The organism is Streptomyces malachitofuscus (assembly GCF_055571035.1).
Genome location: NZ_JBVIGA010000023.1, coordinates 24,909 through 50,610, shown reverse-complemented (window position 1 = coordinate 50,610; position 25,702 = coordinate 24,909). Strand labels below are relative to the sequence as shown.

Genomic DNA, 25,702 nt, shown 5'->3' with positions numbered 1-25,702 from the left:
CTCAGGGGGACACGTGCGCTGGCTGACGGAACACCGGCTCAGGAAACTCTGCAGACGCAGCCTGCGGTCCCTGGGGCTACGGGCGCCCTTCCGTGTCGAGGAACTGTGCGCGCGGCTCGGGGAGCAGCGCGGCCGCCCGCTGCGTCTGGTGCCCCACCCACTGCCCGTCCCGGGACCGTACGGTGCCTGGATCGCCACCGACTCGGCCGACTACATCCTCTATCAGCGCGAGACCACCAAGCTCCACCAGGACCACATCGTCCTGCACGAGATCGGCCACATCATCGCCGGACACCACAGCGAGTCCGACGAGGACCTCCGGTGGGCCGACGAGACGCCCGACCTCTCGCGCGAGACGGTCAACCTGATCCTTCGGCGCACCTCGTACGACTGCCGCCGTGAACTCGAGGCGGAGACCATCGCCACGATCGTCATGGAGCAGATCGTGTCCGACGGCTTCACGGCCCTCCCCGGCCCGGACGGCGTGGCCGCCGGCATCCGCAGCGCCCTCGGCGACCGGCGGGGCTGGCTGTGAGCGGCGGCTCGCTCGCCACCCTCGCCCTGCTCGGGGGCGCGTCGACCTGGAAACTGCGCCAGCTGGCCCGCGCGCCCTCGGACCGCTCCCTGCTGGCCGTGGTGCTCTGCCTGCTGTGCACGGCCGGCAGCTTCTCCGTGGGCCTGCACGAGGTGACACGTGAAGTGGACGCGCTGCTGGGCCAGGGCGGCTCCCTGCTGCTCACCACGGTGCTGCTGCTGGACACCGCCTACTGGCTGATGATCTTCGTCCTGTACGCCGACCGGCCGGAGAACCCGCCGCGGCGGCGGGTCCGCCTCGAGTCCGCGCTGCTGGCCGCCGTGGTGCTGGTCCTGCTGTGCTCCGTGGCCGCCACACCCGCGCACCTGAGGCCCGACGCCTATGAGGACGCGGACGTACGCGTCACCAGCGTCGCGGTGTTCTTCGGCGTCTCGCGGCTGTACCTCGCGTACGTCTTCGGCACGACCCTGTACCTGCTGTGGAACCACGTCCGCAGCTCCCGGGAGAGGCTGCTGTCGGCCGGGCTGCGGCTGACCGCGCTGTCCCTGGCCTTCATGACCGCCACCGCGTCCCTGCGCGGACTGAGCACGCTGGCCCGGTGGAGCGGCCTGCCGTTCCCCCGGCCCGTGGAGGAGGGGGCCTCCCTCCTGCTCGCCGCCGGCACCCCGCTGCTCGCGCTCGGCGTGAGCGTCCCGGGCCTCGCGGCCCGGGTGCTGGCCCTGCGGGCCTGGCGGCACCGGCGCAGAAGGCACCGGGAGCTGTTCCCGCTGTGGTCCCTGCTGCACTCGGCGTTCCCCGACAGCTCGCTCGGCCGGGGCCCCGGTCCGCTGTGGCGGGAGTCCCTGTCCCTGCGGTCGACGAACCGGCGGTACTACCGCCGGGTCGTCGAATGCCGTGACGGGCTGGTCCGGGTCAGCCCCTACCTGGCCGACCTGGGCGTGCGCGAGGGGGCATCCCCGGAGGACGTCGCCGCGTACCTCCCGCGGGCGCTGGAGCACCAGGCCGCCCGGTGCCCCACCGAGTCGCGTGCGGTGGGCCTGGCCCTGCCCAGCGACGAGAGCTTCGGCGCGGACGCCCACCAGCTCGCCGCCGTCTCCCGGGCCCTGGCTGCGAGCCGGTGAGCACGCCGGCCGACGGAGAACGGCTCCCCGCCCGGTGGGCGGGGAGCCGTCGCCGTCGGGGCCTCACGCCCAGGTGATGAGCCGCTTGGGCTGTTCCAGGATCGCGGCCACGTCGGCCAGGACCTTCGAGCCCAGTTCGCCGTCGACCAGACGGTGGTCGAAGGAGAGGGCCAGCGTGGTGACCTGACGCGGCTTGACCTTGCCCTTGTGGACCCACGGCTGGGGCTTGATCGCGCCGACCGCGAGGATCGCCGACTCGCCGGGGTTGATGATCGGCGTGCCCGTGTCGACGCCGAAGACGCCGACGTTCGTGATCGTGACCGTGCCCGCCTGCATGGCGGACGGGGAGGTCTTGCCCTCGCGGGCCGTGGACACCAGTTCACCCAGGGACTCGGCCAGCTGCGGCAGCGTCTTGGCGTGGGCGTCCTTGATGTTCGGCACGATCAGACCGCGCGGCGTGGCCGCCGCGATGCCCAGGTTGACGTAGTGCTTGACCACGATCTCCTGGGCCGCCTCGTCCCACGACGCGTTGACCTCGGGGTTGCGCTTGATCGCGACCAGCAGGGCCTTGGCGATCAGCAGGAGGGGGTTCACGCGCAGACCCGCGAACTCCTTGTCCTGCTTCAGCTCCTCGACCAGCTTCATCGTGCGCGTCACGTCGACCGTCACGAACTCCGTGACGTGCGGCGCGGTGAACTTCGAGCCCACCATCGCCGCCGCCGTGGCCTTGCGGACCCCCTTGATCGGGACACGGGTCTCGCGGCCGGTGTCGTACGACACGGGGGCGGCCGGGGCCGCGGCCGGGGCGGGGGCCTGCACGGCCTCCTGCTCCGGCGCCGGAGCCTGCACCGTGGCCACCGCCGCGTGCACGTCCTCACGGGTGATGATGCCGTCCGGGCCGGTCGGGGTGACCGTGGCCAGGTCGACGCCCAGGTCCTTCGCCAGCTTGCGCACCGGCGGCTTGGCCAGCGGCCGCTCCTGAGGGACGGCCGCTCCGGCGCCGTGGCCGTTCAGCTCCGCCTGGACCGCCACCGCCGCCTGGCGGGCGGCGGCGTCGTCCGGGGCCTGCTTGCGCGGGCGGCGGCGGGTCGAGGACGTGGCCACGCCGTAGCCGACCAGCACGGGCTGGCGGGCGGCGGGCTTCTCCCCGGCTTCCTCGGCCGGAGCGGCGGGCGCGGGGGAAGCGGCGGGCGCGGGGGAAGCGGCGGGCGCGGCGGGCGCCTCCTCCGCCGGGGCCGCGCCACCCGAGACGTCCACCGCGATGATGGACGTGCCCACGTCCACCGTGGTGCCCTCGGGGAAGTGCAGCTCGCGGACCACACCGTCGTAGGGGATGGGCAGTTCGACGGCCGCCTTCGCCGTCTCGACCTCGCAGACCACCTGGCCGTCGGTGACCGTGTCCCCCGGCTGGACGTACCACTTGAGGATCTCGGCCTCGGTGAGGCCCTCGCCCACGTCCGGCATCTTGAACTCGCGTACGGACGCGTTCGTCATCGTCGTCACGACCCTCTCCTCAGTACGCCAGCGAGCGGTCGACGGCATCGAGCACCCGGTCCAGGTCGGGGAGGTAGGACTCCTCCAGACGGGCCGGCGGGTACGGGGCGTGGTAGCCGCCCACCCGCAGCACCGGGGCCTCCAGGTGGTAGAAGCAGCGCTCGGTGATCCGCGCGGCGATCTCCGCGCCGGAACCGAAGAACACCGGGGCCTCGTGGACCACGACCAGCCGGCGCGTGCGCTCCACCGACGCCTGGATCGAGTCGAAGTCGATCGGAGAGACCGAACGCAGGTCGAGGACCTCCAGGGAGCGGCCCTCCTCGGCCGCCGCGTCGGCGACCTCCTGGCACAGCTTCACCATCGGGCCGTAGGCGGCGAGGGTGAGGTCCGTGCCGTCGCGCAGCACGCGCGCGGTGTGCAGCGGACCCGGGATCGCCTCGGTGTCGACCTCGGCCTTGTCCCAGTAGCGCCGCTTGGGCTCGAAGAAGATCACCGGGTCGTCGCTCTGGATGGCCTGCTGCATCATCCAGTACGCGTCCGACGCGTTCGACGGCGACACGATCTTCAGACCGGCCACATGCGCGAACAGCGACTCCGGGGACTCGGAGTGGTGCTCCACCGCGCCGATGCCGCCGCCGTACGGAATACGCACGACGACCGGGAGCTTGACCTTGCCCAGCGAGCGGGCGTGCATCTTCGCCAGTTGCGTGACGATCTGGTCGTACGCCGGGAAGACGAAGCCGTCGAACTGGATCTCCACCACCGGGCGGTAGCCGCGCAGGGCCAGACCGATCGCCGTGCCGACGATGCCCGACTCGGCGAGCGGGGTGTCGATGACGCGGCTCTCGCCGAAGTCCTTCTGCAGCCCGTCCGTCACCCGGAACACGCCACCGAGCTTGCCGACGTCCTCGCCCATGACGAGGACCTTCGGGTCCGTCTCCAGCGCACGCCGCAGCGACTCGTTGACCGCCTTGGCCAGGGCCATGTTCTTGGATGTCACGGTTCCCGCCATGTCACTTACCCCCGTCCTCGTCCGCGAACGACGCCTGGTAGGCGGCGAACTGCGCCCGCTCCTCGTCCACGAGCGCGTGGCCGTCCGCGTACACGTTCTCGAAGATGGCGAAGTGGTCCGGGTCGGGCATGGCACGGACCGCTTCGCGCACCCGCTTGCCCAACGCCTCGCTCTCGGCCTCCAGCTCCGCGAAGAATCCCTCGTCCGCGTGGTGTGCGGACTCCAGGTGGCGGCGAAGGCGCAGGATCGGGTCCTTGGCCTCCCAGGCGGCCCGCTCGTCGTCGTGGCGGTAGCGGGTGGGGTCGTCGGAGGTGGTGTGCGCGCCCATGCGGTACGTGAACGCCTCGACCAGCGTCGGGCCCTCACCGGCGCGGGCCCGCTCCAGGGCCCACTTGGTGACGGCCAGGTTCGCCAGCACGTCGTTGCCGTCCACGCGGACGCCGGGGAAGCCGAAGCCCTGCGCGCGCTGGTACAGCGGCACACGGGACTGCTTCTCGGTCGGCTCGGAGATCGCCCACTGGTTGTTCTGGCAGAAGAACACCACCGGGGCGTTGTAGACCGCGGAGAAGGTGAAGGCCTCGGCCACGTCGCCCTGGCTGGAGGCGCCGTCGCCGAAGTAGGCGATGACGGCGCTGTCCGCGCCGTCCTTGGTGATGCCCATCGCGTAACCCGTGGCGTGCAGCGTCTGGGAGCCGATGACGATCGTGTACAGGTGGAAGTTGTTCCCGCCCGGGTCCCAGCCGCCGTTGTTCACACCGCGGAACATGCCGAGCAGGTTGGTCGGGTCCACCCCGCGGCACCACGCGACGCCGTGCTCACGGTAGGTGGGGAAGACGTAGTCGTCGTCGCGGAGCGCCCGGCCGGAGCCGATCTGCGCCGCCTCCTGCCCGAGCAGCGAGGCCCACAGGCCCAGCTCGCCCTGGCGCTGCAGGGAGGTGGCCTCGGCGTCGAAGCGACGGGTGAGCACCATGTCGCGGTACAGACCGCGCAGGTCCTCGGCGGTGATGTCGGCGACGTACTTGTCGAACTCGGCGTTCTTGACGCGCTTGCCCTCGGGCGTCAGCAGCTGGACGAGGGCGGGCTCGGCGCTCTTCCTGGCGCCGGTGGCCTTCTTGGTGGTGCTGGTGGTGCGCTTGGTGCCGGTGGTGCCGGCCTTGTTTCCGGCGCTGCGTCGCGGTGTGCGCGCGGCAGTGCTCTCCACGGTCACGTGTGCTCCTCCGTCGGTCCGGCCCCCGGGGTTGCCGGCAGGCCAGTGCGGCTCACCTGCTTCTCGACCACCGGGCACGGGGTGGGTGCCACTCGGCCGGGAACAGGCGTGACAGGTGCCCCGGCGAGCGCCCTGCAAGAGGCACGGTACCCAGTGCTCCACATTTCTGTGAAACCCCTCTGACCTGCGATTTTGCTTGGATTTCCAAGTAAATCGGGGTAGGCCCTGACGGCGTGCTGGTCACAGCCTTGCAGGAGGCCGGAGCAACGGCACGTTATCCCGGCCACCCCGGGCACGGGAAGGGTCGACTTCAGTGACGGCACGGCGTGCCGCGCGGGGTGGCACGGGGTGTACGGAGTGGTGTGTTGGGTGAGGGCGCAAGCGTGGAGCAGCCCGGAGCGGGGCCGGTCAGGCGCCCGCTCCGCCGGGCACGCCGCCCGCGTCCGCTCCGCCCACGTCGGCGCCGCCGGGGCCGGTGCCGCCGTTGTCCGCGCCACCGTCCTCGGTGCCGCCCGTCTCGGTGCCGCCGGTCTCGGTGCCGCCGGGGCCGGTGCCGCCGTTCTCCGTGCCACCGTCCTCGGTGCCGCCCGTCTCGGTCGGCTGGGTGGCCGACGGCTCACCCGAGGGCTCCTCCGTCTCCGTCTCGGTCGGCGTCTCCGTCGGCTCGTACGACGGCGTCCAGTCGCCGTTGCCGCCCGAGCCGGTACCGGGGTCCGTACCGGGGTCGGTCGTCTCCTCGGTCGTCTCGTCGCTCGGCGACTCGCTGGCCTTCTCGTCCTCGGTGGTCTGCGTGACGGACGGCGACTTGTCGGTCGTGCCGCCGCCTCCGCCCCCGCCGCCGTTGTTGAGCGCCAGCGCGACCCCCGCCGCGACGGCGATCACCGCGAGCACCGCGAGGATCCACAGCTTGCCGCGCCCGCTGCCCCGGTTGCCGTTGCCTTCGAAGCCGCCGTCGTCCCCGCCGCCGTACCCGCCGGGCAGGATCGGCTGCGGAATCGCCGTCGTGCCGGCGGCGTCCGGGTGCGGCAGCACGGCCGTCCCCGCGAAGCCGGCCGCCGGGGTGGGCGGGCCCTCGTGCATGTCCACCGGGCCGGTGTTCCAGGTGCCGGTGTGGCCGCCCTGGTCGTAGAGCATCTGCAGCGCGTACTGGACCAGCCCGCGCATCTCCTCGGCCGTCTGGAAGCGGTCGTCGGGCTCCTTGGCGAGGGAGCGCATGACCAGCCCGTCCAGCTCCGGCGGGCAGGCGTCGGAGGCCTCCGACGGGGGCGTGGGGATGTCCTGGACGTGCTGGTAGACCACCGACAGCGGCGTCTCACCGGTGAACGGGGGCCGCAGCGCCAGCAGTTCGTACATCAGGCAGCCGGTGGCGTACAGGTCGGAGCGGTGGTCGACGGCCTTGCCGAGCGCCTGCTCCGGGGAGAGGTACTGCGGGGTGCCCATGACCATGCCGGTCTGCGTCATCGTCGTGGACGCGCCGTGCAGCGCGCGGGCGATGCCGAAGTCCATCACCTTGACGGCGCCGTTGTTGGTGATGATGACGTTGGCGGGCTTGATGTCGCGGTGCACGATGCCGTGCTGGTGCGAGTAGGCGAGGGCCTCCAGGACACCGGAGACGATGATCAGCGCCTGTTCGGGTCCTGGCGCCTCGGCGTTCATCAGGAGGTCGCGGATGGTGCGCCCCTCGACGATCTCCATCACGATGTACGGCACCGACTGGCCGCCGATGACGTCCTCGCCGGAGTCGTACACGGCGACGATGGCGTGGTGGTTGAGGCCGGCCACCGACTGCGCCTCGCGCGTGAAGCGGGCCTTGGCCACCGGGTCCTCGGCGAGGTCGGAGCGCAGCAGCTTCACGGCGACGGTGCGGCCGAGGCGTACGTCCTCGGCGGCGAACACCTCGGCCATGCCGCCCCGGCCGAGTCTGTGGGTCAGCCGGTACCGGCCATCGCCGACGAGCCCGCCGTTGCCCCAGTTGTCCGGCGCGTCCGACATGCCGCCGCCAGTCGCCTCGGGGTCGGACGGGCCCTGAGCGCGCTGCTGCTGTGCCATCAGTCCTCGCCGTCGTTTCTGCCCGCGGTGCGCGCGGTGTTGTTACGGTCTCCGTCGGCCACGCTACAGCCTTTGCACAAGGCTCTGGTCCGGGACGGGCTGCCGGGACCGGCACGAGACGGACCGGTCATGAAACCGGCAGTCCGTACTGTCGTGCAAATTCGGTGTACCGGTCGTACGACCGCTGTAACGCTTCCGCGACGCTTCTTTCGCGTACGGTCACGGAACGGGCACCGCGCTTGACGTGTCAGTGGCCTGGGGCAGACTTGGCCGGGAATAGCACATTGGATCTACGACGAAACAGTCGACGAAGCAGCCACCGACGGCGGCGCCGGAGAGGCTACGGGGGACGCGGAACATGAGCCAGGACGGCGCACAGGGCCAGTACGCGGGGCGGGCGCTCGCCGGTGGACGGTACCAACTGCGGGACCTGCTCGGCCAGGGCGGAATGGCGTCGGTGCACCTCGCCTACGACAGCGTGCTCGACCGTCAGGTCGCCATCAAGACGTTGCACACGGAACTCGGCCGGGAGCAGGCGTTCCGTGAGCGGTTCCGCCGCGAGGCCCAGTCCGTGGCGAAACTCACGCACACCAACATCGTGTCGGTCTTCGACACCGGCGAGGACGATCTGGACGGCATGACGACGCCGTACATCGTCATGGAGTACGTCGAGGGCCGCCCGCTGGGCTCCGTGCTCGACGAGGACATCCGGCAGCAGGGCGCGATGCCCGCCGACAAGGCGCTCAAGATCACCGCGGACGTGCTGGCTGCGCTCGAGATCAGCCACGAGATGGGGCTGGTCCACCGGGACATCAAGCCGGGCAACGTGATGATGACCAAGCGCGGCGTGGTCAAGGTGATGGACTTCGGCATCGCCCGCGCCATGCAGTCCGGTGTGACGTCCATGACGCAGACCGGCATGGTCGTCGGCACCCCGCAGTACCTCTCGCCGGAGCAGGCGCTCGGCCGGGGCGTCGACGCGCGCTCCGACCTGTACTCGGTCGGCATCATGCTGTTCCAGCTGGTCACCGGGCGGTTGCCGTTCGAGGCCGACTCGCCGCTGGCCATCGCCTACGCGCACGTCCAGGAGACGCCGCCGACCGCGTCCTCGATCAACCGTTCGCTGCCGCCGGCCGTGGACGCGCTGATCGCCCGTGCGCTGCGGAAGAACCCGAACGAGCGCTTCCCCAGCGCGGAGGCCATGCGCGGGGAGTGCCTGCGGGTGGCGCAGTCCTTCCAGCCGGCCCCGCCGAGCATCGTGCCGGGCGCCCAGGGGCAGAGCGGCGCGGGCGTCGGCTCGGCGGTGTTCCCGCCGGTCGACCAGGCGACCCCGGCGCCCACGGGCAACGTCCGGACGCCGTACCAGCCGACCCCGCCGCCGAATCCGTACGGCACGCCGGCCCCGGCCCCGTCGTACGGATACCCGCAGCAGGGTGGCTACGGGACGCCCGCCCCGTCGGCGTACTCGGCGCAGCAGGGCGCGTCGACCCCGCCGCCGTACAACATCACGCCCCAGACGTCCGGGACGGGCGGCTCGGGGGGCGGCAGCCGGAACAAGCCGGTGATCATCGGTTCCATCGCCGTCTCGGTGCTGGCCGTCGGCGGCCTGGTCGCCGCGCTGCTGATGAACGGCGGCGGCGAGGAGGACCCGCAGGCCAGCGGAGGCAACAGCGGCTCCGCGTCGGCGTCCGCGTCCGCGAGCAAGGCGGCGGGTTACCGCGGACCGGACACCTCGAAGACGATCGACAAGGAAGAGTGCGAGGAGCCGCAGGAGTCGTACAACGACCCCGAGAAGATCCGGCTGCCCAACTTCAAGTTCAAGTACATCGGGTCGGTGAAGGAGTGCTTCCAGGCCGCCGGCTGGGGCGACTTCAAGATCGTCAAAGTGAATGAGAACACCTACGGCGAGGGTTCGGTCCGGGAGCAGTTCCCGCCGGCGGGCACGGACGTCGACCCCGAGGACATGCCGGAGATCACCCTCAAGGTCTCCACGGGCAACCCTGCGTCCTGACCGCCGCGGTACGCGACACGGCGAAGGGGCCCGGCATCGGCTGCCGGGCCCCTTCGTGCCGTTCGGGCAGGGACGGTGGGACGGTTACAGGTACGGGCCGCCGGAGCGGCCGCCCAGGTGGGGCTCCTCCTGACCGCCGTCGCCGACCCCGGGAGGGAGGGCGCGGCGCATCTGCTCCAGCTGGGCACGCGCCGCCATCTGCTGGGCGAAGAGCGTGGTCTGGATGCCGTGGAAGAGACCCTCCAGCCAGCCCACCAACTGGGCCTGCGCGATCCGCAGTTCGGCGTCGCTCGGGGTGGTTTCGTCCGTGAAGGGCAGGGAGAGCCGCTCCAGCTCCTCGACCAGCTCCGGGGCCAGACCGTCCTCCAGCTCCTTCACCGAGCTGGCGTGGATCTCCTTGAGCCGGGCCCGGCTCGCCTCGTCCAGAGGGGCCGCTCGCACCTCCTCCAGCAGCTGCTTGATCATGCTGCCGATCCGCATGACCTTCGCCGGCTGTTCGACCTGTTCCGTCACCGGGGTCTCGCGGGAGTCCTCGTCTCCGCTGCCGCCGCTGAGCGCCATGCCGTCCTGGCCGACGACCAGGATCTGCGGATTCTCCGGCGACCGTTCGTTCCTCGGCATCTCCATGCCCTCATTGTCGCGCACACCCGAAGTCCGCCTCGGCGGCGCCCCCGGAAACGGCGACTGCCGCGGATCCACCCGACGGCGGTATCCGGAATGCCGGGATCGTTCCGGAGTGCGAGGCTGTTGGGCGTCCATCCGGCCCATCTTGCCGACGGTGTGACCGAGCACCGGCCGGCGCGGGAGGTCACGGTCGTGACTCCATGGCTGCGTGTAATGGGGGCGGCGGTTGTTCTGGGGGCGGGGGCGGCGGTGCTGCCCTGCGGCCCCGCCGCGGGGGTCTCCGGTGCGGCGGTGGCGGCCGCGTACGGAGCGTCGAAGGTCGGGGCCGAGCCCGCGTCCCGTTCTCCCTCGGCCCCGTCCGCGCCCTCCTCGTCGTCCTCGGCCCGGCCCTCGGCGCCCTCCGGGCAGCCGTCCAGGGCCGGGAACCGGCCGGGCGAGGGCAGGGAGCGGCCCGGTCGGCCCGAGCGGGCCGAGGAGTCGCGGGACACCGGGCCGCGCGGGCGGGAGCAGCGGGGCGAGGCACAGGACGAGGACGCGGGCGCCGACGGCCGGGCCGATCGGCCGGACGGGCCGCGTCCGGGCCGCGAGGAGGCCGTGTCCCGGGCGCCCGGGAACGACACGCCGGCGTCCCAGGAGGCGGTCCCGGTGCCCTCGGCGACCTCCCCCACGGCGGCGCCCAACACGGTCGCGAGCACCGAGCCCGTCCTGCGCATCCTTCCGCTCGGCAGCGGGCTGGTGCTCATCGGCCTCGGCTTCGGCCTCGCCTTCGTCGCCCTGCGCATGCGCCAGGCGTCGGGCTGAGGACCGGCGGGACTCTTGGGTCCCCCGGCCGGTTCAGCCCGGCGTGACCAGCAGGACCTTGCCGATGTGGCCGCTGTCCTCCACCACACGGTGCGCGGCGGCCGCGTCCGGCATCGGGATCTCGCGGTCGATCACGGGACGCACATGGCCACTGGTGACGAGCGGCCAGACGTGTTCCCGTACGGCGGCCACGATCGCCGCCTTCTCCTCCAGGGGCCGCGCCCGCAGCGAGGTCGCGCTGATGGCGGCACGCTTGCCGAGGAGGGCGCCGATGTTCAGCTCGCCCTTGACACCGCCCTGCATGCCGATGATCGCCAGCCGGCCGTTCACGGCGAGGGCCTGGACATTGCGGTCCAGGTACTTGGCGCCCATGTTGTCCAGGATGACGCCCGCGCCCGCGCCGTCGGTGGCCTGCTTCACCTCGGCGACGAAGTCCTGCTCGCGGTAGTTGATCAGAATGTCGGCGCCGAGCTCGGCGCACCGCTCCAGCTTCTCCTTGCTGCCCGCGGTGACGGCCACCTTCGCGCCGACGGCCTTGGCGAGCTGGATCGCCATGGTGCCGATGCCGCTGGAGCCGCCGTGCACGAGGAAGGTCTCGCCCGGGCGCAGGTGGGCGACCATGAAGACGTTCGACCAGACCGTGCAGACGACCTCCGGGAGCGCCGCCGCCTGGTCGACGGTCAGTCCCTGCGGGACCGGCAGCAACTGCCCGACGGGCACCGCGACCTTCTCGGCGTAGCCGCCGCCCGCGAGCAGCGCGCAGACCTCGTCGCCGACGGCCCATCCGCTCACCCCGGGACCGAGCGCGGCGATCCGCCCGGAACACTCCAGGCCGGGATAGGGGGAGGAGCCCGGCGGGGGCTCGTAGAAACCCTGCCGCTGGAGGATGTCGGCCCGGTTGACCGCCCCCGCCACCACCTCGACCAGGACCTCGCCCTCGCCTGCCACGGGATCGGGGACCTCGTCCCACACCAGCGCCTCGGGCCCACCGGGTTCGGGAATCGTGATCGCATACATGAGGGGGACGGTACTCCCGGAGCCACGGGCCCAGGCGTGCGACCGACGGAAATCCATGTGCGCGACCGATGAGTTTGCGCGACCGTGAGGGTCTCTCCCTGCGTAGCCCCAGCACGCGGAAGGACCCGAAGCATGAGCACCCAATCGTCCGGCCCGGCGATCGAGACCGTGGGCCTGGTCAAAACCTTCGGTGAGACACGGGCCGTCGACGGGGTCGACCTGACCGTGCCGGCCGGCACGGTGTACGGCGTCCTCGGACCGAACGGCGCCGGAAAGACCACCACCGTGAAGATGCTCGCCACCCTCCTGCGGCCGGACGGCGGCGAAGCCCACGTCTTCGGTCACGACGTCGTCCGCGAGGCCGACGAGGTGCGCGGCCGGGTGAGCCTCACCGGTCAGTACGCCTCCGTGGACGAGGACCTCACCGGTACCGAGAACCTGGTGCTGCTGGCCCGGCTCCTCGGCCACCGCAAGCCCGCCGCCCGCACCCGGGCCGCCCAGCTGCTGGAGGCGTTCGGCCTCACCGAGGCGGCCGGGAAGCAGGTCAAGCACTACTCGGGCGGCATGCGGCGCCGTATCGACATCGCCGCGTCCATCCTCAGCACCCCCGACCTGCTGTTCCTCGACGAGCCGACCACCGGTCTGGACCCGCGCAGCCGCAACCAGGTGTGGGACATCGTGCGCGCGGTCGTCGCCCAGGGCACGACGGTGCTGCTGACCACGCAGTACCTGGACGAGGCCGACCAGCTGGCGTCCCGGATCGCCGTCATCGACCGCGGCAAGGTGATCGCCGAGGGCACCAAGGGCGAGCTGAAGGCGTCCGTCGGTGCCGGGTCGGTCCATCTGCGGCTGCGGGACGCCGACCGGCGGCCGCTCGCCGCGGACCTGCTGCGCCGGGCGCTCGACGCCCAGGTGCAGACCGAGCCCGACCCGGTGGCGCTCACCGCCCGGCTCACCACGGCGGCGAGCGACGACACCGCCGCCGAGCAGGCCGCCCGCGCGCTGAACGAACTGGCCCGCGCCGGCATCACCGTCGACAACTTCTCACTCGGCCAGCCCAGTCTGGACGAGGTGTTCCTGGCCCTCACCGGCCACGACACCCAGCAGCCCCAGTCCGGATCCGCCGACGCCCACGACCCGAAGGACGAGGTGGCGGCATGAGCACCACGACCACCGCCGAGAGCAGCGAGCTCGCCCCGGTACGCACCGATTCCCTGGCCGATCTGCTCGTCGCCAAGGAGCGACCGCCGCGGCCGAGCGCCTGGTCGGCCTCGCTGACCTTCGGCTGGCGCGCCATCCTCAAGATCAAGCACGTGCCGGAGCAGCTCTTCGACGTCACGGCGTTCCCGATCATGATGGTGCTGATGTACACGTACCTGTTCGGCGGGGCGCTGGCCGGATCGCCGAAGGAGTACATCCAGTTCCTGCTGCCGGGCATCCTGGTGATGTCGGTCGTGATGATCACGATGTACACCGGTGTCTCGGTCAACACGGACATCGAGAAGGGTGTCTTCGACCGGTTCCGCAGCCTGCCGATCTGGCGGCCGTCGACCATGGTCGGCTATCTGCTCGGCGACGCCCTGCGCTACACCCTGGCGTCGCTCGTGATGCTGACCGTCGGCATGATCCTCGGCTATCGCGCCGACGGCGGAGTGGTCGGCGTGCTCGTCGGGATCGCGCTGCTGGTGCTGTTCTCGTTCGCCTTCTCGTGGATCTGGACGATGTTCGGGCTGCTGCTGCGCACCGAGAAGTCGGTGATGGGCGTCAGCATGATGGTGATCTTCCCGCTCACCTTCCTGTCCAACGTCTTCGTCGACCCGCGCACCATGCCGGGCTGGCTCCAGGCCTTCGTCAACAACAGCCCCGTCACCCACCTCGCGTCCGCGGTGCGGGGGCTGATGGCGGGCGACTGGCCGGCCGACGAGATCGCCTGGACGCTGGGCTGGTCCGGACTGTTCGTGGTGGTCTTCGGACCGATCACGATGCGGCTGTACAACCGGAAGTAGGAGGCCGGGCCGGGCCGCGAGGGAGCGGCTCAGCCCCGGGGAAGCGGGCGGATGTCGGGGGCGACCTGTGTGCCCGGCGTCGCCCGCACGATGGTGATCAGCCGGTCCGTCAGCTCCAGCGTCCCGACGTCCGGATCGTCGTAGCCGAGCACCCGGTGCCCGCGTACGACGCTCACCACCAGGTCGTTCGTCTCGCGCGGGGTCTTTCCCACCTCGGCCTTTATGACCGGCCGCTCCACGATGTCGAGACCGGTCCCCTGCTGGATGAGGTCCTCCATGACCATGCCGGCCGAGGGGCTCAGCACCGACAGCCCGAGCAGCCGCCCGGCCGCGCTGGCGCTGGTGATGACCGCGTCGGCACCCGACTGCTTCAGCAGCGGGGCGTTCTCCTCCTCGCGCACCGCGGCGACGATTTTCGCGCCCCGGTTGAGCTGCCGCGCCGTCAGCGTCACCAGGACGGCCGTGTCGTCGCGCTGCGTCGCGATGATGATCTGCCGGGCCCGCTGCAGTTCGGCCCGCTTCAGCACCTCGCTCCGGGTGGCATCCCCTATGACGCCCGCGAAGCCGTCCGCCGTGGCGGCCTCGATCGCCTTGGCGCTGGGATCGACCACGACGACCTGCTCCTTGCGCAGCCCCGTCGCGCAGACCGTCTTGATCGCCGACCTGCCCTTGGTGCCGAACCCGACGACAACGGTGTGATCGCGCAACGTGGACCTCCAGCGGTTCAGTCGCCACTCCTCCCGGGTGCGTTCGGTGAGGGCCTCAAGGGTGGTGCCGACCAGGATGATCAGGAACAGCACGCGCAGCGGCGTGATGACGAAGATATTGGTGAGCCGGGCCGCGTCACTGACCGGCGTGATGTCGCCGTACCCGGTGGTGGAGAGGGTGACGGTCGCATAGTAGAAGGCGTCGAGGAGATCGAGGGACCCGTCGGAGTTGTCGTTGTAGCCCTCGTGGTCGGCGTACACGATGAGCGCCGTCACGACGAGCACCACCAGGGCCATCGACAGCCGCTTGGTGACCTGGCGGATCGGATGTTCCACCATTTTCCTCGGGAGTTTCACCCGATGGGTCACCAGATGTTCGTCCGCCTGGCGAGCGATGACGTCCTGGCCCGGAAGTTTCACGTGAAACACACCCCGATTCCCCCGGACGCCCAGGGCAGATCGATCAGTTCCGCCTCCTCGCCCGGCCCCGATCCGCCGGGGGGTACGACGGCGAGTGCGTCGGCCGCCGCGATGCCGCGCAGCATGGCCGGACCGTTGTAGAGCAGCGGCAGCGCCCGGTCGCCGCGCAGGGCGACGGGGATCAGCCGGGTGTCGCGGGGGTGTCCCTGCACCCCGTCCCGCAGCGGCAGCGTGTACGGCTCCGGCGCGGGGCGGGCGGCGAGGGTCCGCAGCAGGGGCTCGGCGAGGGTGAGCAGGCCGGAGACGGCGGCCAGGGGGTTGCCCGGCAGGCCGACGAGGTACTGGTCCTCCCGGGTGCGGGCCAGGAGCATGGGGTGGCCCGGGCGCACCGCGACACCGTCCACGAGAAGTTCGGCGCCGATGCGGCGCAGCGTGGGGTGCACATGGTCGACCGGACCGGCGGCCGTGCCTCCGGTGGTGACGACGACATCGGCGTCGCAGCCGGTGATCGCCTCGTGCAGTGCCTCTTCGTCGTCCCCGACCCGGCGTACGTCGGCGACCTCCGCGCCGAGCGCGCGGAGCCAGGGCGGCAGCAGCGGGCCCAGCGCGTCCCGGATCAGCCCGTCATGCGGCAGGCCCCCGCCGAGCAGTTCGTCCCCGAGGACGAACACGGCGGCGCGGGGGCGCGGGACGGCCATGAGCGTGTCGTACCCGGCGGCTGCGGCCATGCCCAGGACGGGCGGGGTCACCAGCGTGCCCACGGGGAGCAGCTGGTCGCCGCTGCGGCACTCCTGGCCGCGGGGGCGGATGTCCTGACCGTGGCTGACGGTGTGCGGTGCCCGGTCGGCGGCGATGACGTGCAGCCGGCCCTTGTCGTCGGTGCGTCCGTGCTCGCTGCGGAGCACGGCGGTGGTGTCCGGGGGGATACGGGCGCCGGTGGCGATACGGACGGCCTCGCCGTCGGTGAGCGGTGCGTGCTCGGCGTGCCCGGCCAGGACGCCTTCCTCCCGCACGCCCCAGGGGCCCGGGCCGGATACCGCCCAGCCGTCCATCGCGGAGGTGTCGAACGAGGGCAGGTCGGTGAGGGCGGTGAGGGGGACGGCCAGGGTGAGGCCGAGGGCGGAGGTGAGGGGGACGGCCTCGGGGGTCAGGTGGCCGGTGCGCCTGGCGCCCTGGCGCGGGGCGCGTTCGGCGAGGGCCCGTGCCTCGGTCCAGTCGGTGGCGTGGTGACGCGGAGGGCGGCCGGTGCCGCCGGGGGTGCGGTCGCCGCCGGCGCGGTCGCGTGGTTCCTTCACGAGGGCGAGCGCCTCCTCGACGTCGAGGTCATCGGCGTCCTCATCGGCCCGGGTGACATGCGCGGTCATTCTGCTTCCGGGCGGGTGTCGGGGGTGGCGTCGGGCGCCACGCCCGCGGAGGATGCCGTGTCCGGGGTGTCCTCGTCCGCCCAGCGTCCGGCGAGCGCCGCTGCCTTGCGGGCGGCCTCGGCCACGACGTCCGGGCCGCCGCCCGCCCGGGCGGCCGCGTAGCCGACGAGGAAGGTGGTCAGCGGAGCGGCGGGCCTGGCCACGCCGTGGGCGGCGTCGCGGGCCAGGTCGAGCAGCACGCCGGTGTCGACGTCCAGGTCGATGCCCAGCTCGTCCTTGACTGCGGAGATCCATTCGTCCAACACGTGTCCATGCTCCCTGATGCGTGCCCTGGCAGTGGCGATGTCGTCCCAGGTGTCGCAGTCGAAGGACGCCACCGGGTCGGGGATACGGGTGAGACCGAGAGCGCGGGTCAGCCGGCGCAGGGGAAGTCCGGTCAGATCGCCGTGCCGTCCGGTGAGCACGGCCAGTTCGCGGCGCAGGGACGAGGTCCGGTACGCGGCCACGAGCGGCTGGTCCCGGCCGTCGGAGTCGGTCAGCAGCACACCGTCGGCCGTGCCGCGGCGCAGGGACGCCAACAGCGCCTCGACGGTGCGCCGTTCGAGGAAGGGCAGGTCGGCGGAGAGCAGGACGACATGGTCGGCGGTGATGTGCCGCAGCCCGGCGTCGAGCGCGGCCAGGGGGCCGCCGCCCGTGGGCTCCTCGCGGGCCCAGACCACCGGCCGGGCGGTGGGGCGGGGACCGGCGACGACCACCGTGGTCCGGGCGTCGGCGCAGGCCGCGAGCACCCGGTCCAGCAGCGCCCGTCCGCCGATGCGCACACCGGGCTTGTCCGCGCCGCCGAGCCGCCGGGCGGCACCGCCGGCGAGCACGACGGCGTCGTACGCGGTATCGGGCCCCCCGGGAGGGTCGCCGGAGGGATCGCCTGAGGGATCACCGGGTGGTTGGAACTCGGTCACCCCCCGAGTATGCGTGCCCCCGCGATCACAGGGAACGCGGGGGCACGCGGACACGGCCGGGGAGGCCGCGGACGGACGGTGGACTCACAGAGTCCGCAGCAGCACCGCCGGTTGCTCCACGCAGTCCGCCACGTGGCGCAGGAAGCCGCCCGCCGTACCGCCGTCGCAGACGCGGTGGTCGAAGGTGAACGAGAGCTGCACGACCTGGCGCACCGCCAGCTCGCCCTCGTGCACCCACGGCTTGGGGACGATGCGGCCGACGCCGAGCATGGCGGCCTCCGGGTGGTTGATGATCGGTGTGGAACCGTCGACGCCGAACACGCCGTAGTTGTTCAACGTGAAGGTGCCGCCGGTGAGTTCCGCCGGTGTCAGTGTCCCGGCCCGGGCGGCCTCGGTCAGCCGGGCGAACTCCGCCGTGAGCGACTCCGCGTCCCGCGTGTGCGCGTCCCGGACGACGGGGACGACGAGCCCCCGGTCGGTCTGCGCGGCGAAACCGAGGTGCACGGCGTCGTACCGGACGATCTCCCTGGCCTCGGTGTCCACCGAGGCGTTGAGCTCGGGGAAACGGGCGAGCGCGGCGGTGCAGATCCGGGCCAGCAGGGCGAGGACGGAGATCTTCGGTCCGCCGGCCGCGTTCATCGCGGCGCGGGTCCGCATCAGTTCGGTCGCGTCGGCGTCCACCCAGCAGGTCGCATCCGGAATCTCGGTGCGGCTGCGGGAGAGCTTGTCGGCGACGGCACCGCGAATGCCCTTGAGCGGGATGCGGGTGACGGCCGGGGCACCCTCGGGGGCGGCGGCCGGCGTGGCAGCCGCCGGGGCGGCGTGCGTCCGCGGTCCACCGGCCTCGGGGCCCGTGCGGCCCTGCGCGGCGGCGGCCCGCAGCGCGTACTCGACGTCGGCCCGCAGGATCAGCCCGTCGGGCCCGGAACCGGTCATCTCCCGTAGATCCAGACCGTTCTGCCGGGCCAGCCGGCGCACCAGCGGGGAGATCACGGGGACGGGGCCGTCCGCGGCCCCGGACGTGCGGGCCCGGGTGCCGGCCGGCTCCACGGGCCTCGTCGCCCCGGTGGGCCGGGGCCGCCCGTTCGCCGCGGATACGGCGGGTGGGGCGGACGACGCGGCGGACGCGGGCCCCGCCGGACGGATCCGGCGGCGACGGGCCGGTGCCTCGGAGGTGCCGTAGCCGACCAGGACGTTGCCGGAGCCCTCCGCGGCCGGTGCGCCGTCGCGTGTCTCCCTGGCGTCCGCGGCGGGTGCGGCGTCGGCGGTGTCCGCACCGCCGGCCGGGCGGCCCTCGGCCGTCTCGCCCACCGCGACCGTCAGCAGCGGAGCGCCGACGGGCAGTTCCGTGCCCTCGGCACCGAACCGGGCGGTGACCACACCACCGTAGGGGCAGGGCACCTCCACCATCGCCTTGGCCGTCTCGACCTCGACGACCGGCTGGTCCACGGCGACGACGTCGCCGACCTCGACCAGCCAGCGCACGATCTCCGCCTCGGTGAGTCCCTCACCGAGGTCGGGCAGCTTGAACTCCAGCACCTGTGCCATCAGCTCTCGGCCTCCCACTGCAGGCGCCCCACGGCGTCCAGGATCCGGTCCACACCGGGCAGGTGGTGGCGCTCCAGCATCGGCGGCGGATACGGCAGGTCGAACCCGGCCACACGCAGCACCGGCGCCTCCAGATGGTGGAAGCAGCGCTCCGTGACCCGGGCCGCGATCTCCCCGCCCGGGCCGCCGAAGCCACCCGACTCGTGGACGACGACCGCGCGTCCCGTCCGCCGTACCGAGGCGCACACCGTCTCGTCGTCGAACGGCACCAGGGAGCGCAGATCGACGACCTCGAGGTCCCAGCCCTCGGCCCGGGCCGCCTCGGCCGTCTCCATGCAGACGGGTACGGACGGCCCGTAGGTGATGAGAGTGGCGCTCCGGCCGGAGCGCCGCACCACCGCACGGCCTATCGGTTCAACGGCCGTCGGCTCCTCCGGGTTCCAGGCGTCCTTCGACCAGTAGAGCCGCTTGGGCTCCAGGAAGACGACCGGGTCGTCGGAGGCGATGGCGGCGCGCAGCAGCCCGTAGGCGTCCGCGACGGTCGCGGGCGTGACGACATGGAGCCCCGGAGTCGCCATGTAGTACGCCTCGGAGGAGTCGCTGTGGTGCTCGACCCCGCCGATGCCGCCGCCGTAGGGAACGCGGATGGTGAGGGGCAGCGGCATCTTCCCGCGTGTGCGGTTGCGCATCTTCGCGACGTGCGAGACGAGCTGCTCGAACGCCGGGTAGGCGAACGCGTCGAACTGCATCTCCACCACCGGGCGCAGCCCGTACATGGCCATGCCCACGGCCGTGCCCAGGATGCCCGCCTCGGCCAGCGGCGTGTCCGTGCAGCGGTCCTCGCCGAACTCCTTGGCGAGTCCGTCGGTGACCCGGAAGACACCGCCGAGCGTGCCGACGTCCTCGCCCATGACGTGCACGGACGGGTCGGCGGCCATGGCGTCGCGCATGGCGCGCGTGAGGGCCTGCGCCATGGTGGCCGGCTTGGCGGCGACCGTGGTCATCGCTGCGCCCCTTCCTGGCCGGCCTCGGCCGCGAGCTCGGCCCGCAGCTGCTCCCGCTGCTCCAGCAGCTGGGGAGTGGGCTCGGCGTAGACGTGGGCGAAGAGGTCCATGGGATCGAGCGCCGGGTCCTGGTTCATACGGGCGCGCAGGTCGGCGGCCATGGTCTCGGCGTCCTGGCGGGCGGTCTCGACGCCCGCGTCGTCGAGCAGTCCGCGCCCGGTCAGCTCCCGCTCCAGCAGCGCGATCGGGTCGTGCTGCTTCCAGGTCTCGACCTCGGAGTCGCCGCGGTAGCGGGTGGCGTCGTCGGCGTTGGTGTGTGCCTCCACGCGGTAGGTGATCGCCTCGACCAGGGTCGGTCCGCCGCCCGCGCGGGCGTGCCGCACGGCGTCGGACAGCACCTCGTGCACGGCGGCGGCGTCGTTGCCGTCGACCAGGCGGCCGGGCATCCCGTAGCCGACGGCCTTGTGGGCCAGCGACGGGGCCGCGGTCTGCTTGGCGAGCGGTACCGAGATCGCGAAGCCGTTGTTCTGGACGAGGAAGACCACGGGTGCCTGCCACACGGCGGCGAAGTTCAGCGCCTCGTGGAAGTCGCCCTCGCTGGTGCCGCCGTCGCCGACCATGGCGAGGGCGACCACGTCGTCGCCCTTGAGGCGGGCGGCGTGGGCGAGACCGACGGCGTGCGGCAGCTGGGTGGCGAGCGGGGTGCTCAGCGGTGCCACGCGGTGCTCGTAGGGGTCGTAGCCGGTGTGCCAGTCGCCGCGCAGCAGGGTGAGGGCCTCGACGGGGTCCACACCGCGCGCGACGACCGCGAGGGTGTCGCGGTAGCTCGGGAAGAGCCAGTCGCGCTCCTCGAGGACGAGGGCGGCGGCGACCTCGCAGGCCTCCTGGCCGGTGCTGGAGGGGTAGACCGCGAGACGGCCCTGCTTGGTGAGGGCGGTGGCCTGCGCGTTGTAGCGGCGGCCCTTCACCAGCTCCGCGTACAGCCGGCGCAGCAGCTCCGGGTCGGCCTTGGCGGCCGCCTCCGTGCCGAGGACGCGGTACGGCTCCGTGTCCGGCAGCAGCGGCGCGGGATCGGTGCGGGGCTGCCAGGCGGGCGGCGGGGTCGGCCGGTAGGCCCCCCGCTGCTCCATGACCGTCATGACGGCACCTCCTCGTGGGATGTCGGAGGCGCGGCGTCTGTGACACGCCTCACCAACCGATTGTTCGGTCGCCGGCACATTTTGGCTACGGGTGGCACCAGGCTGTGGACAAACGGTTCTCCACAGCCTGAGATGGATGCAGTACGTCCACGGCGGAGAGGTGGGGGCGGGTGGCATCTGAACAAATGGCCGAGGGCCAGGAGGGGATCGGGCCGCTGCCTCCCGCGCGGCCCCTGGACGCCATCGACCAGGACATCCTGCGGATGCTCCAGGCGGACGGCCGCGCGTCCGTACGCTCGGTCGCCGAACGGGTCCACGTCTCCCGCGCGAACGCGTACGCGCGGATCAACCGGCTCGTCGAGGACGGGGTCATACGGGGCTTCGGGGCGCGCGTCGACCACGAACGGGCCGGTCACGGGACGTCCGCGTACATCACCCTGAAGATCGTCCAGAACACCTGGCGCACGGTCCGCGAGCAGCTCAGGCAGCTTCCCGGCGCCTCGCACATCGCACTGGTGGGCGGTGACTTCGACGTACTGCTGCTGGTGCACACGCCCGACAACCGGACACTGCGCGAGCTGGTGCTGACCCGGCTCCAGGCGATCCCCGAGGTGCTCAGCACGCGCACGCTGCTGGTGTTCGAGGAGGAGGACCTGGAGCCGCAGAGCTGAAGACGGCCGCCCGCCGGAGGGGGGCCGGCAGCCCCTCCGTACGGAACGTTTTCAGCCCGCTTTGCGCAGCCCGCCGAAGGCCAGCTGCGTCACCGCGTCGGCCACCTCGCGCTCGTTCATGCCGCGCCCGTCCGGCCGGTACCACTCCACGATCGAGTTGATCATGCCGAAGACCAGCCGGGTCACCAGGCGCACCTCTATGTCCTCGCGCACGTCGCCGTCGGCCGCCGCGGCCTTCAGCAGCGCGGCCACCCGGTGGTCGAACTCGCGCCGCCGCTCCAGCGCCCAGCGCTCGGTGTCCGTGTTGCCGCGCACCCGCAGCAGCAGCGTCACATAGGGCAGCTCGGCGATGAGGACCTCGACCATGCGCCGTACGACGTACTCCAGCCGTTCGGCCGCGCGCCCCGCGTCCGCCCGCTCCTCGTCGAGGATGCCGAAGAGCCCGTCCAGCGCCCGGCTCACCGCGCGGCGCAGCAACTCCTCCTTGCCGGCCACATGGTGGTAGATCGACGACTTGGAGATGCCGGCGGCCTTGGAGAGGTGCTCCATGGAGGTGCCGTCGTAGCCGCGTTCGTTGAACACCTGGACGGCGACGCTCAGCAGCGTCTCCGGGGTGTACGTGTCGCGCTTGGCGGTGGTCACGGGGTGTCCTCCCTCTCGCGCGCGGCGCACGCGTACTGGTGGAGCGCGAGGGAGGGCGCGTAGCGGCCGGACCGGTCGATCTCGTGCATCTCGTCCAGCAGGGCGCCGGCCCAGCCGCGGCCGAGGCGGCGGCTCCACTCGAAGGGCCCGAGGGGGTAGTTCACACCCAGCCGCATCGCGGTGTCGACGTCCTCCTCGGTGGCGACACCCTTGGCGACGGCCTCGACCGCGAGGTCGATGATCCGGGCCACCGTCCGCGCGACGATCATCCCTGGGACGTCCCCGATGACGCTGACGTTCTTGCCCAGCGCCTGGAACAGCCCGGTGGCCTCGGCGACGGTCCGCGCGGAGGTGTCCTGGCAGTGGGACAGGGCGATGCGGGTGGCCGCGCGGTAGTCCAGGGCGAGGTCGAAGTGGACGACGTCGGGGAACTCCACGGAGGTCTGCCCGTCGGCGAGCACCAGCCGGCCCCCGCCCGGCAGCACCAGACACGTGCCCTCGTCCTCGTCCTCGTCCTCCTCGCGCACCTCGATGCCCGCCTCGCGGATCAGGGCCGGCAGCTCCGAGGCGGGTCCCAGATCGCCCTCGGCGACGACGTACGCGGGCGGCCGTGCGGGCTCCGCGGTGTGCGGTTCGGGGCGCTCGGCGCCGTCACCGTGGTCGTACCAGCCGTGTCCGGTCTTGCGGCCGAGGCGCCCGGACTCGACCAGACGGCGCTGGGCGAGCGACGGGGTGAAACGCACGTCCTGGAAGAAGGACTGCCACACGGAATGGGTGACGGACTCGTTGACGTCCTGGCCTATGAGGTCGGTCAGCTCGAAGGCGCCCATCCGGAAACCGCCGCACTCGCGCAGCACCGCGTCGATGGTGGCCGGGTCTGCGCCCTGGGACTCGTACACCGCGAAGGCCTCGGCGTAGAAGGGCCTTGCGACGCGGTTGACGATGAAGCCGGGGGTGTCGGCGCAGGCCACGGGCGTCTTGCCCCAGGCGCGGGCCGTCTCGTACGCGCGCGTGGCGCTCGTGACGTCGGTGGCGAACCCGGAGACGACCTCGACGAGCGGCAGCAGCGGCGCGGGGTTGAAGAAGTGCAGGCCCACGAAACGGCCGGGCAGCCGCAGCGCTCCGCCGATCGCGGTGACCGACAGGGAGGAGGTGTTGGTGGCCAGCAGACAGTCGTCGGAGACGATGTCCTCCAGCGCGCGGAACAGCTCCTGCTTGACGTCGAGACGCTCCAGGACCGCCTCGACGACCAGGGAGCAGCCGGCGAGTCCGGTGAGCTCCTCGACGGGTTGCAGACGGGCGCGCGCCGCGTCCCGCTCGGCGGCGGTCAGGCGCTCCTTCTCCACCAGACGGTCGAGCCGGGCACCGATCGCGTCGGCCGCCTGCCGGGCCCGTCCGGGAGCGGCGTCGTACAGCCGCACGGGATGGCCCGCGACCAGCGCGACCTGGGCGATTCCCTGCCCCATGGTGCCGGTGCCGACCACGGCCACAGGACTGCTGAGGTCGAGTGCTGTCATGTGCGCGATCCTCCCGCACGGGGTTTTCCACAGATGCGGCGGACCCCCTTGTCCCGACCGATCGTTCGGTTACTCTAACTCTGACCGCCCGTTCCTGACTACGTTTCCGCACAGGTCCATGAGCTCGACGAAGAGTTCCTGAGACGAGGAGTTGGTCCCGCATGGCCGCCGAACTCACCGCGCACGAGCTGATCGCCCGGCACCGTCCCACCCTGGACCAGGCGCTGGAAGCGATCCGCACGCGCGCGTACTGGTCCCCGCACCCCGAGCACCCCAAGGCCTACGGGGAGAACGGCAGCCTGGACATGGCGGCGGGCAAGGCCGCCTTCGACGCCCTGCTCGGCACCCGCCTCGACCTCGGCCAGCCGGGCACGGACGGCTGGGTGGACGGCGAGACCTCCCCGTACGGCATCGAGCTGGGCGTCAGCTACCCGCACGCGGACCTGGACGCGCTGCTGCCCGCCATGAAGGCCGGCATGCGGGCCTGGCGTGACGCGGGCGCGGAGACCCGCGCGGTGGTCTGTCTGGAGATCCTCAAGCGGATCAGCGACCGGACGATGGAGTTCGCCCAGGCGGTCATGCACACCTCCGGCCAGGCCTTCATGATGGCGTTCCAGGCCGGCGGCCCGCACGCGCAGGACCGCGGCGTGGAGGCGGTGGCGTACGCGTACGTGGAGCAGATCCGCACCCCTGACACCGCGGAGTGGACCAAGCCGCAGGGCAAGCGCGACCCGCTCGCGCTCACCAAGCAGTTCGTCCCGGTGCCGCGCGGCATCGGACTGGTCATCGGCTGCAACACCTTCCCGACGTGGAACGGCTACCCGGGCCTGTTCGCCTCGCTCGCCACCGGCAACGCGGTCCTGGTCAAGCCGCACCCCCGCGCGGTGCTGCCGCTCGCCCTCACCGTCCAGGTCGCCCGCCAGGTGCTCACCGAGGCCGGGTTCGACCCGAACCTGGTGGCGCTGGCCGCCGAGCGGCCCGGCGAGGGCATCGCCAAGACGCTGGCCACCCGCCCGGAGATCCGGATCATCGACTACACCGGTTCCACCGAGTTCGGCGACTGGCTCGAGAACAACGCACGCCAGGCGCAGGTCTACACGGAGAAGGCCGGCGTCAACTCGGTGCTCGTGGAGTCGACCGGCGACTACCAGGGGATGCTGGCCAACCTGGCCTTCTCCCTCTCGCTGTACAGCGGCCAGATGTGCACCACCCCGCAGAACCTGCTGATCCCCCGCGACGGCATCGCCACCGACCAGGGCCCCAGGTCCTTCGACGAGGTCACCGCCGACCTCGCGAAGGCGGTGGACGGCCTGCTCGGTGACGACGCGCGCGCGAACGCGCTGCTGGGCGCCATCGTCAACCCGGACGTCAAGGCCCGCCTGGAGGCCGCCTCCGGGCTGGGCGAGGTCGCCCTCGCCTCCCGGGAGATCGCCAACCCGGAGTTCCCGGGTGCGGTGGTGCGCACACCGGTGATCGTGAAGCTGGACGGATCGAAGCCGGACGCCGAGGCCGCCTACATGAGCGAGTGCTTCGGCCCGGTCTCCTTCGCCGTCGCCGTCGACTCGGCCGACGACGCGGCCGAGCTGCTGCGGCGCACGATCCGTGAGAAGGGCGCGATGACGGTCGGCGCCTACACGACCTCCCCGGAGGTCGAGAAGACCGTCCAGGAGGTCTGCCTGGAGGAGGCCGCCCAGCTCTCCCTGAACCTCACCGGCGGGGTGTACGTCAACCAGACGGCCGCCTTCTCCGACTTCCACGGCTCCGGCGGCAACCCGGCGGCCAACGCGGCCCTGTGCGACGGCGCGTTCGTGGCCAACCGCTTCCGGGTGGTCGAGGTGCGCCGGGAGGCCTGAG

The 25,702-nt window shown here is 72.2% G+C and carries 22 protein-coding genes; 8 read left to right on the top strand and 14 right to left on the bottom strand.

Annotated elements, in window-relative coordinates; genetic code table 11:
• The first annotated feature begins 13 nt into the window (after nt 1-13).
• Nucleotides 14-535 (top strand): hypothetical protein, encoded by a 522-nt coding sequence (locus ACZ44S_RS29010; RefSeq protein ID WP_466934052.1) that lies wholly within the window; start codon nt 14-16, stop codon nt 533-535.
• Nucleotides 532-1,656, top strand: a complete 1,125-nt coding sequence (locus ACZ44S_RS29005; protein ID WP_466934050.1) for an MAB_1171c family putative transporter — start codon at nt 532-534, stop codon at nt 1,654-1,656. Before ACZ44S_RS29010 ends, ACZ44S_RS29005 begins: the two co-directional genes overlap by 4 nt.
• Nucleotides 1,657-1,719: 63 nt before the next feature.
• On the opposite strand, the gene ACZ44S_RS29000 is transcribed toward ACZ44S_RS29005, so the two are convergent.
• The 4 genes from ACZ44S_RS29000 to ACZ44S_RS28985 form a co-directional block, all read right to left on the bottom strand.
• Nucleotides 1,720-3,159, bottom strand: a complete 1,440-nt coding sequence (locus tag ACZ44S_RS29000) for a dihydrolipoamide acetyltransferase family protein (RefSeq protein WP_466934048.1) — start codon at nt 3,157-3,159, stop codon at nt 1,720-1,722.
• A 10-nt stretch (nt 3,160-3,169) separates the two neighbouring features.
• On the bottom strand, nt 3,170-4,162 hold the full coding sequence (locus tag ACZ44S_RS28995; protein WP_466934046.1) for an alpha-ketoacid dehydrogenase subunit beta: 993 nt from the start codon (nt 4,160-4,162) through the stop codon (nt 3,170-3,172).
• A 1-nt stretch (nt 4,163) separates the two neighbouring features.
• Nucleotides 4,164-5,369, bottom strand: a complete 1,206-nt coding sequence (pdhA, locus tag ACZ44S_RS28990; RefSeq protein WP_466934044.1) for a pyruvate dehydrogenase (acetyl-transferring) E1 component subunit alpha — start codon at nt 5,367-5,369, stop codon at nt 4,164-4,166.
• A 408-nt stretch (nt 5,370-5,777) separates the two neighbouring features.
• Nucleotides 5,778-7,418 (bottom strand): protein kinase domain-containing protein, encoded by a 1,641-nt coding sequence (locus ACZ44S_RS28985; RefSeq protein WP_466934042.1) that lies wholly within the window; start codon nt 7,416-7,418, stop codon nt 5,778-5,780.
• 358 nt (nt 7,419-7,776) lie between these two features.
• On the opposite strand from ACZ44S_RS28985, the gene ACZ44S_RS28980 reads away from it, so the two are divergent.
• The gene (locus ACZ44S_RS28980) at nt 7,777-9,429 is read left to right on the top strand and encodes a protein kinase domain-containing protein (RefSeq protein WP_466934040.1); all 1,653 of its coding nucleotides are present in this window, start codon (nt 7,777-7,779) and stop codon (nt 9,427-9,429) included.
• Nucleotides 9,430-9,513: 84 nt separating this feature from the next.
• Here ACZ44S_RS28980 and ACZ44S_RS28975 read toward each other — a convergent pair whose 3' ends face one another.
• On the bottom strand, nt 9,514-10,056 hold the full coding sequence (locus ACZ44S_RS28975; protein WP_466934038.1) for a bacterial proteasome activator family protein: 543 nt from the start codon (nt 10,054-10,056) through the stop codon (nt 9,514-9,516).
• Nucleotides 10,057-10,209: 153 nt separating this feature from the next.
• On the opposite strand from ACZ44S_RS28975, the gene ACZ44S_RS28970 reads away from it, so the two are divergent.
• Nucleotides 10,210-10,854, top strand: a complete 645-nt coding sequence (locus ACZ44S_RS28970) for a hypothetical protein (protein WP_466934036.1) — start codon at nt 10,210-10,212, stop codon at nt 10,852-10,854.
• A gap of 33 nt (nt 10,855-10,887) precedes the next feature.
• Here ACZ44S_RS28970 and ACZ44S_RS28965 read toward each other — a convergent pair whose 3' ends face one another.
• Entirely contained in the window at nt 10,888-11,871 is a 984-nt protein-coding gene (locus ACZ44S_RS28965) for an NAD(P)H-quinone oxidoreductase (RefSeq protein WP_466934035.1), read from the bottom strand.
• A 132-nt stretch (nt 11,872-12,003) separates the two neighbouring features.
• Here ACZ44S_RS28965 and ACZ44S_RS28960 point away from each other — a divergent pair, with 132 nt between their 5' ends.
• Together ACZ44S_RS28960 and ACZ44S_RS28955 are read left to right on the top strand one after the other, a co-directional pair.
• Complete coding sequence (locus ACZ44S_RS28960; RefSeq protein ID WP_466934034.1) at nt 12,004-13,032, top strand: ATP-binding cassette domain-containing protein; 1,029 nt, start codon at nt 12,004-12,006, stop codon at nt 13,030-13,032.
• A complete protein-coding gene (locus ACZ44S_RS28955) occupies nt 13,029-13,877 on the top strand; it encodes an ABC transporter permease (RefSeq protein ID WP_466934032.1) in 849 nt (282 codons plus the stop codon). Before ACZ44S_RS28960 ends, ACZ44S_RS28955 begins: the two co-directional genes overlap by 4 nt.
• Before the next feature lie 29 nt (nt 13,878-13,906).
• Here ACZ44S_RS28955 and ACZ44S_RS28950 read toward each other — a convergent pair whose 3' ends face one another.
• The 6 genes from ACZ44S_RS28950 to pdhA (ACZ44S_RS28925) all read right to left on the bottom strand — a co-directional run bounded on the left by ACZ44S_RS28950 (nt 13,907) and on the right by pdhA (ACZ44S_RS28925) (nt 21,018).
• A complete protein-coding gene (locus ACZ44S_RS28950) occupies nt 13,907-15,004 on the bottom strand; it encodes a potassium channel family protein (RefSeq protein ID WP_466934031.1) in 1,098 nt (365 codons plus the stop codon).
• On the bottom strand, nt 15,001-16,368 hold the full coding sequence (locus tag ACZ44S_RS28945) for a molybdopterin molybdotransferase MoeA (RefSeq protein WP_466934030.1): 1,368 nt from the start codon (nt 16,366-16,368) through the stop codon (nt 15,001-15,003). The genes ACZ44S_RS28950 and ACZ44S_RS28945 overlap by 4 nt, the downstream gene beginning before the upstream one ends.
• Nucleotides 16,365-17,327, bottom strand: coding sequence for an NTP transferase domain-containing protein (locus ACZ44S_RS28940; protein WP_466934028.1), 963 nt, complete (start codon nt 17,325-17,327; stop codon nt 16,365-16,367). Before ACZ44S_RS28940 ends, ACZ44S_RS28945 begins: the two co-directional genes overlap by 4 nt.
• 84 nt (nt 17,328-17,411) lie before the next feature.
• Nucleotides 17,412-18,875, bottom strand: coding sequence for a dihydrolipoamide acetyltransferase family protein (locus ACZ44S_RS28935; RefSeq protein ID WP_466934026.1), 1,464 nt, complete (start codon nt 18,873-18,875; stop codon nt 17,412-17,414).
• Nucleotides 18,875-19,879, bottom strand: coding sequence for an alpha-ketoacid dehydrogenase subunit beta (locus ACZ44S_RS28930; RefSeq protein WP_466934024.1), 1,005 nt, complete (start codon nt 19,877-19,879; stop codon nt 18,875-18,877). The genes ACZ44S_RS28935 and ACZ44S_RS28930 overlap by 1 nt, the downstream gene beginning before the upstream one ends.
• A complete protein-coding gene (pdhA, locus tag ACZ44S_RS28925; protein WP_466934022.1) occupies nt 19,876-21,018 on the bottom strand; it encodes a pyruvate dehydrogenase (acetyl-transferring) E1 component subunit alpha in 1,143 nt (380 codons plus the stop codon). Before pdhA (ACZ44S_RS28925) ends, ACZ44S_RS28930 begins: the two co-directional genes overlap by 4 nt.
• Nucleotides 21,019-21,203: 185 nt before the next feature.
• Here pdhA (ACZ44S_RS28925) and ACZ44S_RS28920 point away from each other — a divergent pair, with 185 nt between their 5' ends.
• Nucleotides 21,204-21,689, top strand: a complete 486-nt coding sequence (locus ACZ44S_RS28920; protein ID WP_466934229.1) for an Lrp/AsnC family transcriptional regulator — start codon at nt 21,204-21,206, stop codon at nt 21,687-21,689.
• Nucleotides 21,690-21,740: 51 nt separating this feature from the next.
• Here ACZ44S_RS28920 and ACZ44S_RS28915 read toward each other — a convergent pair whose 3' ends face one another.
• Both ACZ44S_RS28915 and ACZ44S_RS28910 read right to left on the bottom strand, forming a co-directional pair.
• A complete protein-coding gene (locus ACZ44S_RS28915; protein ID WP_190164646.1) occupies nt 21,741-22,331 on the bottom strand; it encodes a TetR/AcrR family transcriptional regulator in 591 nt (196 codons plus the stop codon).
• The gene (locus tag ACZ44S_RS28910) at nt 22,328-23,848 is read right to left on the bottom strand and encodes a 3-hydroxyacyl-CoA dehydrogenase (RefSeq protein WP_466934021.1); all 1,521 of its coding nucleotides are present in this window, start codon (nt 23,846-23,848) and stop codon (nt 22,328-22,330) included. The genes ACZ44S_RS28915 and ACZ44S_RS28910 overlap by 4 nt, the downstream gene beginning before the upstream one ends.
• 161 nt (nt 23,849-24,009) lie before the next feature.
• On the opposite strand from ACZ44S_RS28910, the gene paaN reads away from it, so the two are divergent.
• Nucleotides 24,010-25,701, top strand: a complete 1,692-nt coding sequence (gene paaN / locus ACZ44S_RS28905; protein ID WP_466934019.1) for a phenylacetic acid degradation protein PaaN — start codon at nt 24,010-24,012, stop codon at nt 25,699-25,701.
• Nucleotide 25,702 lies beyond the last annotated feature (1 nt).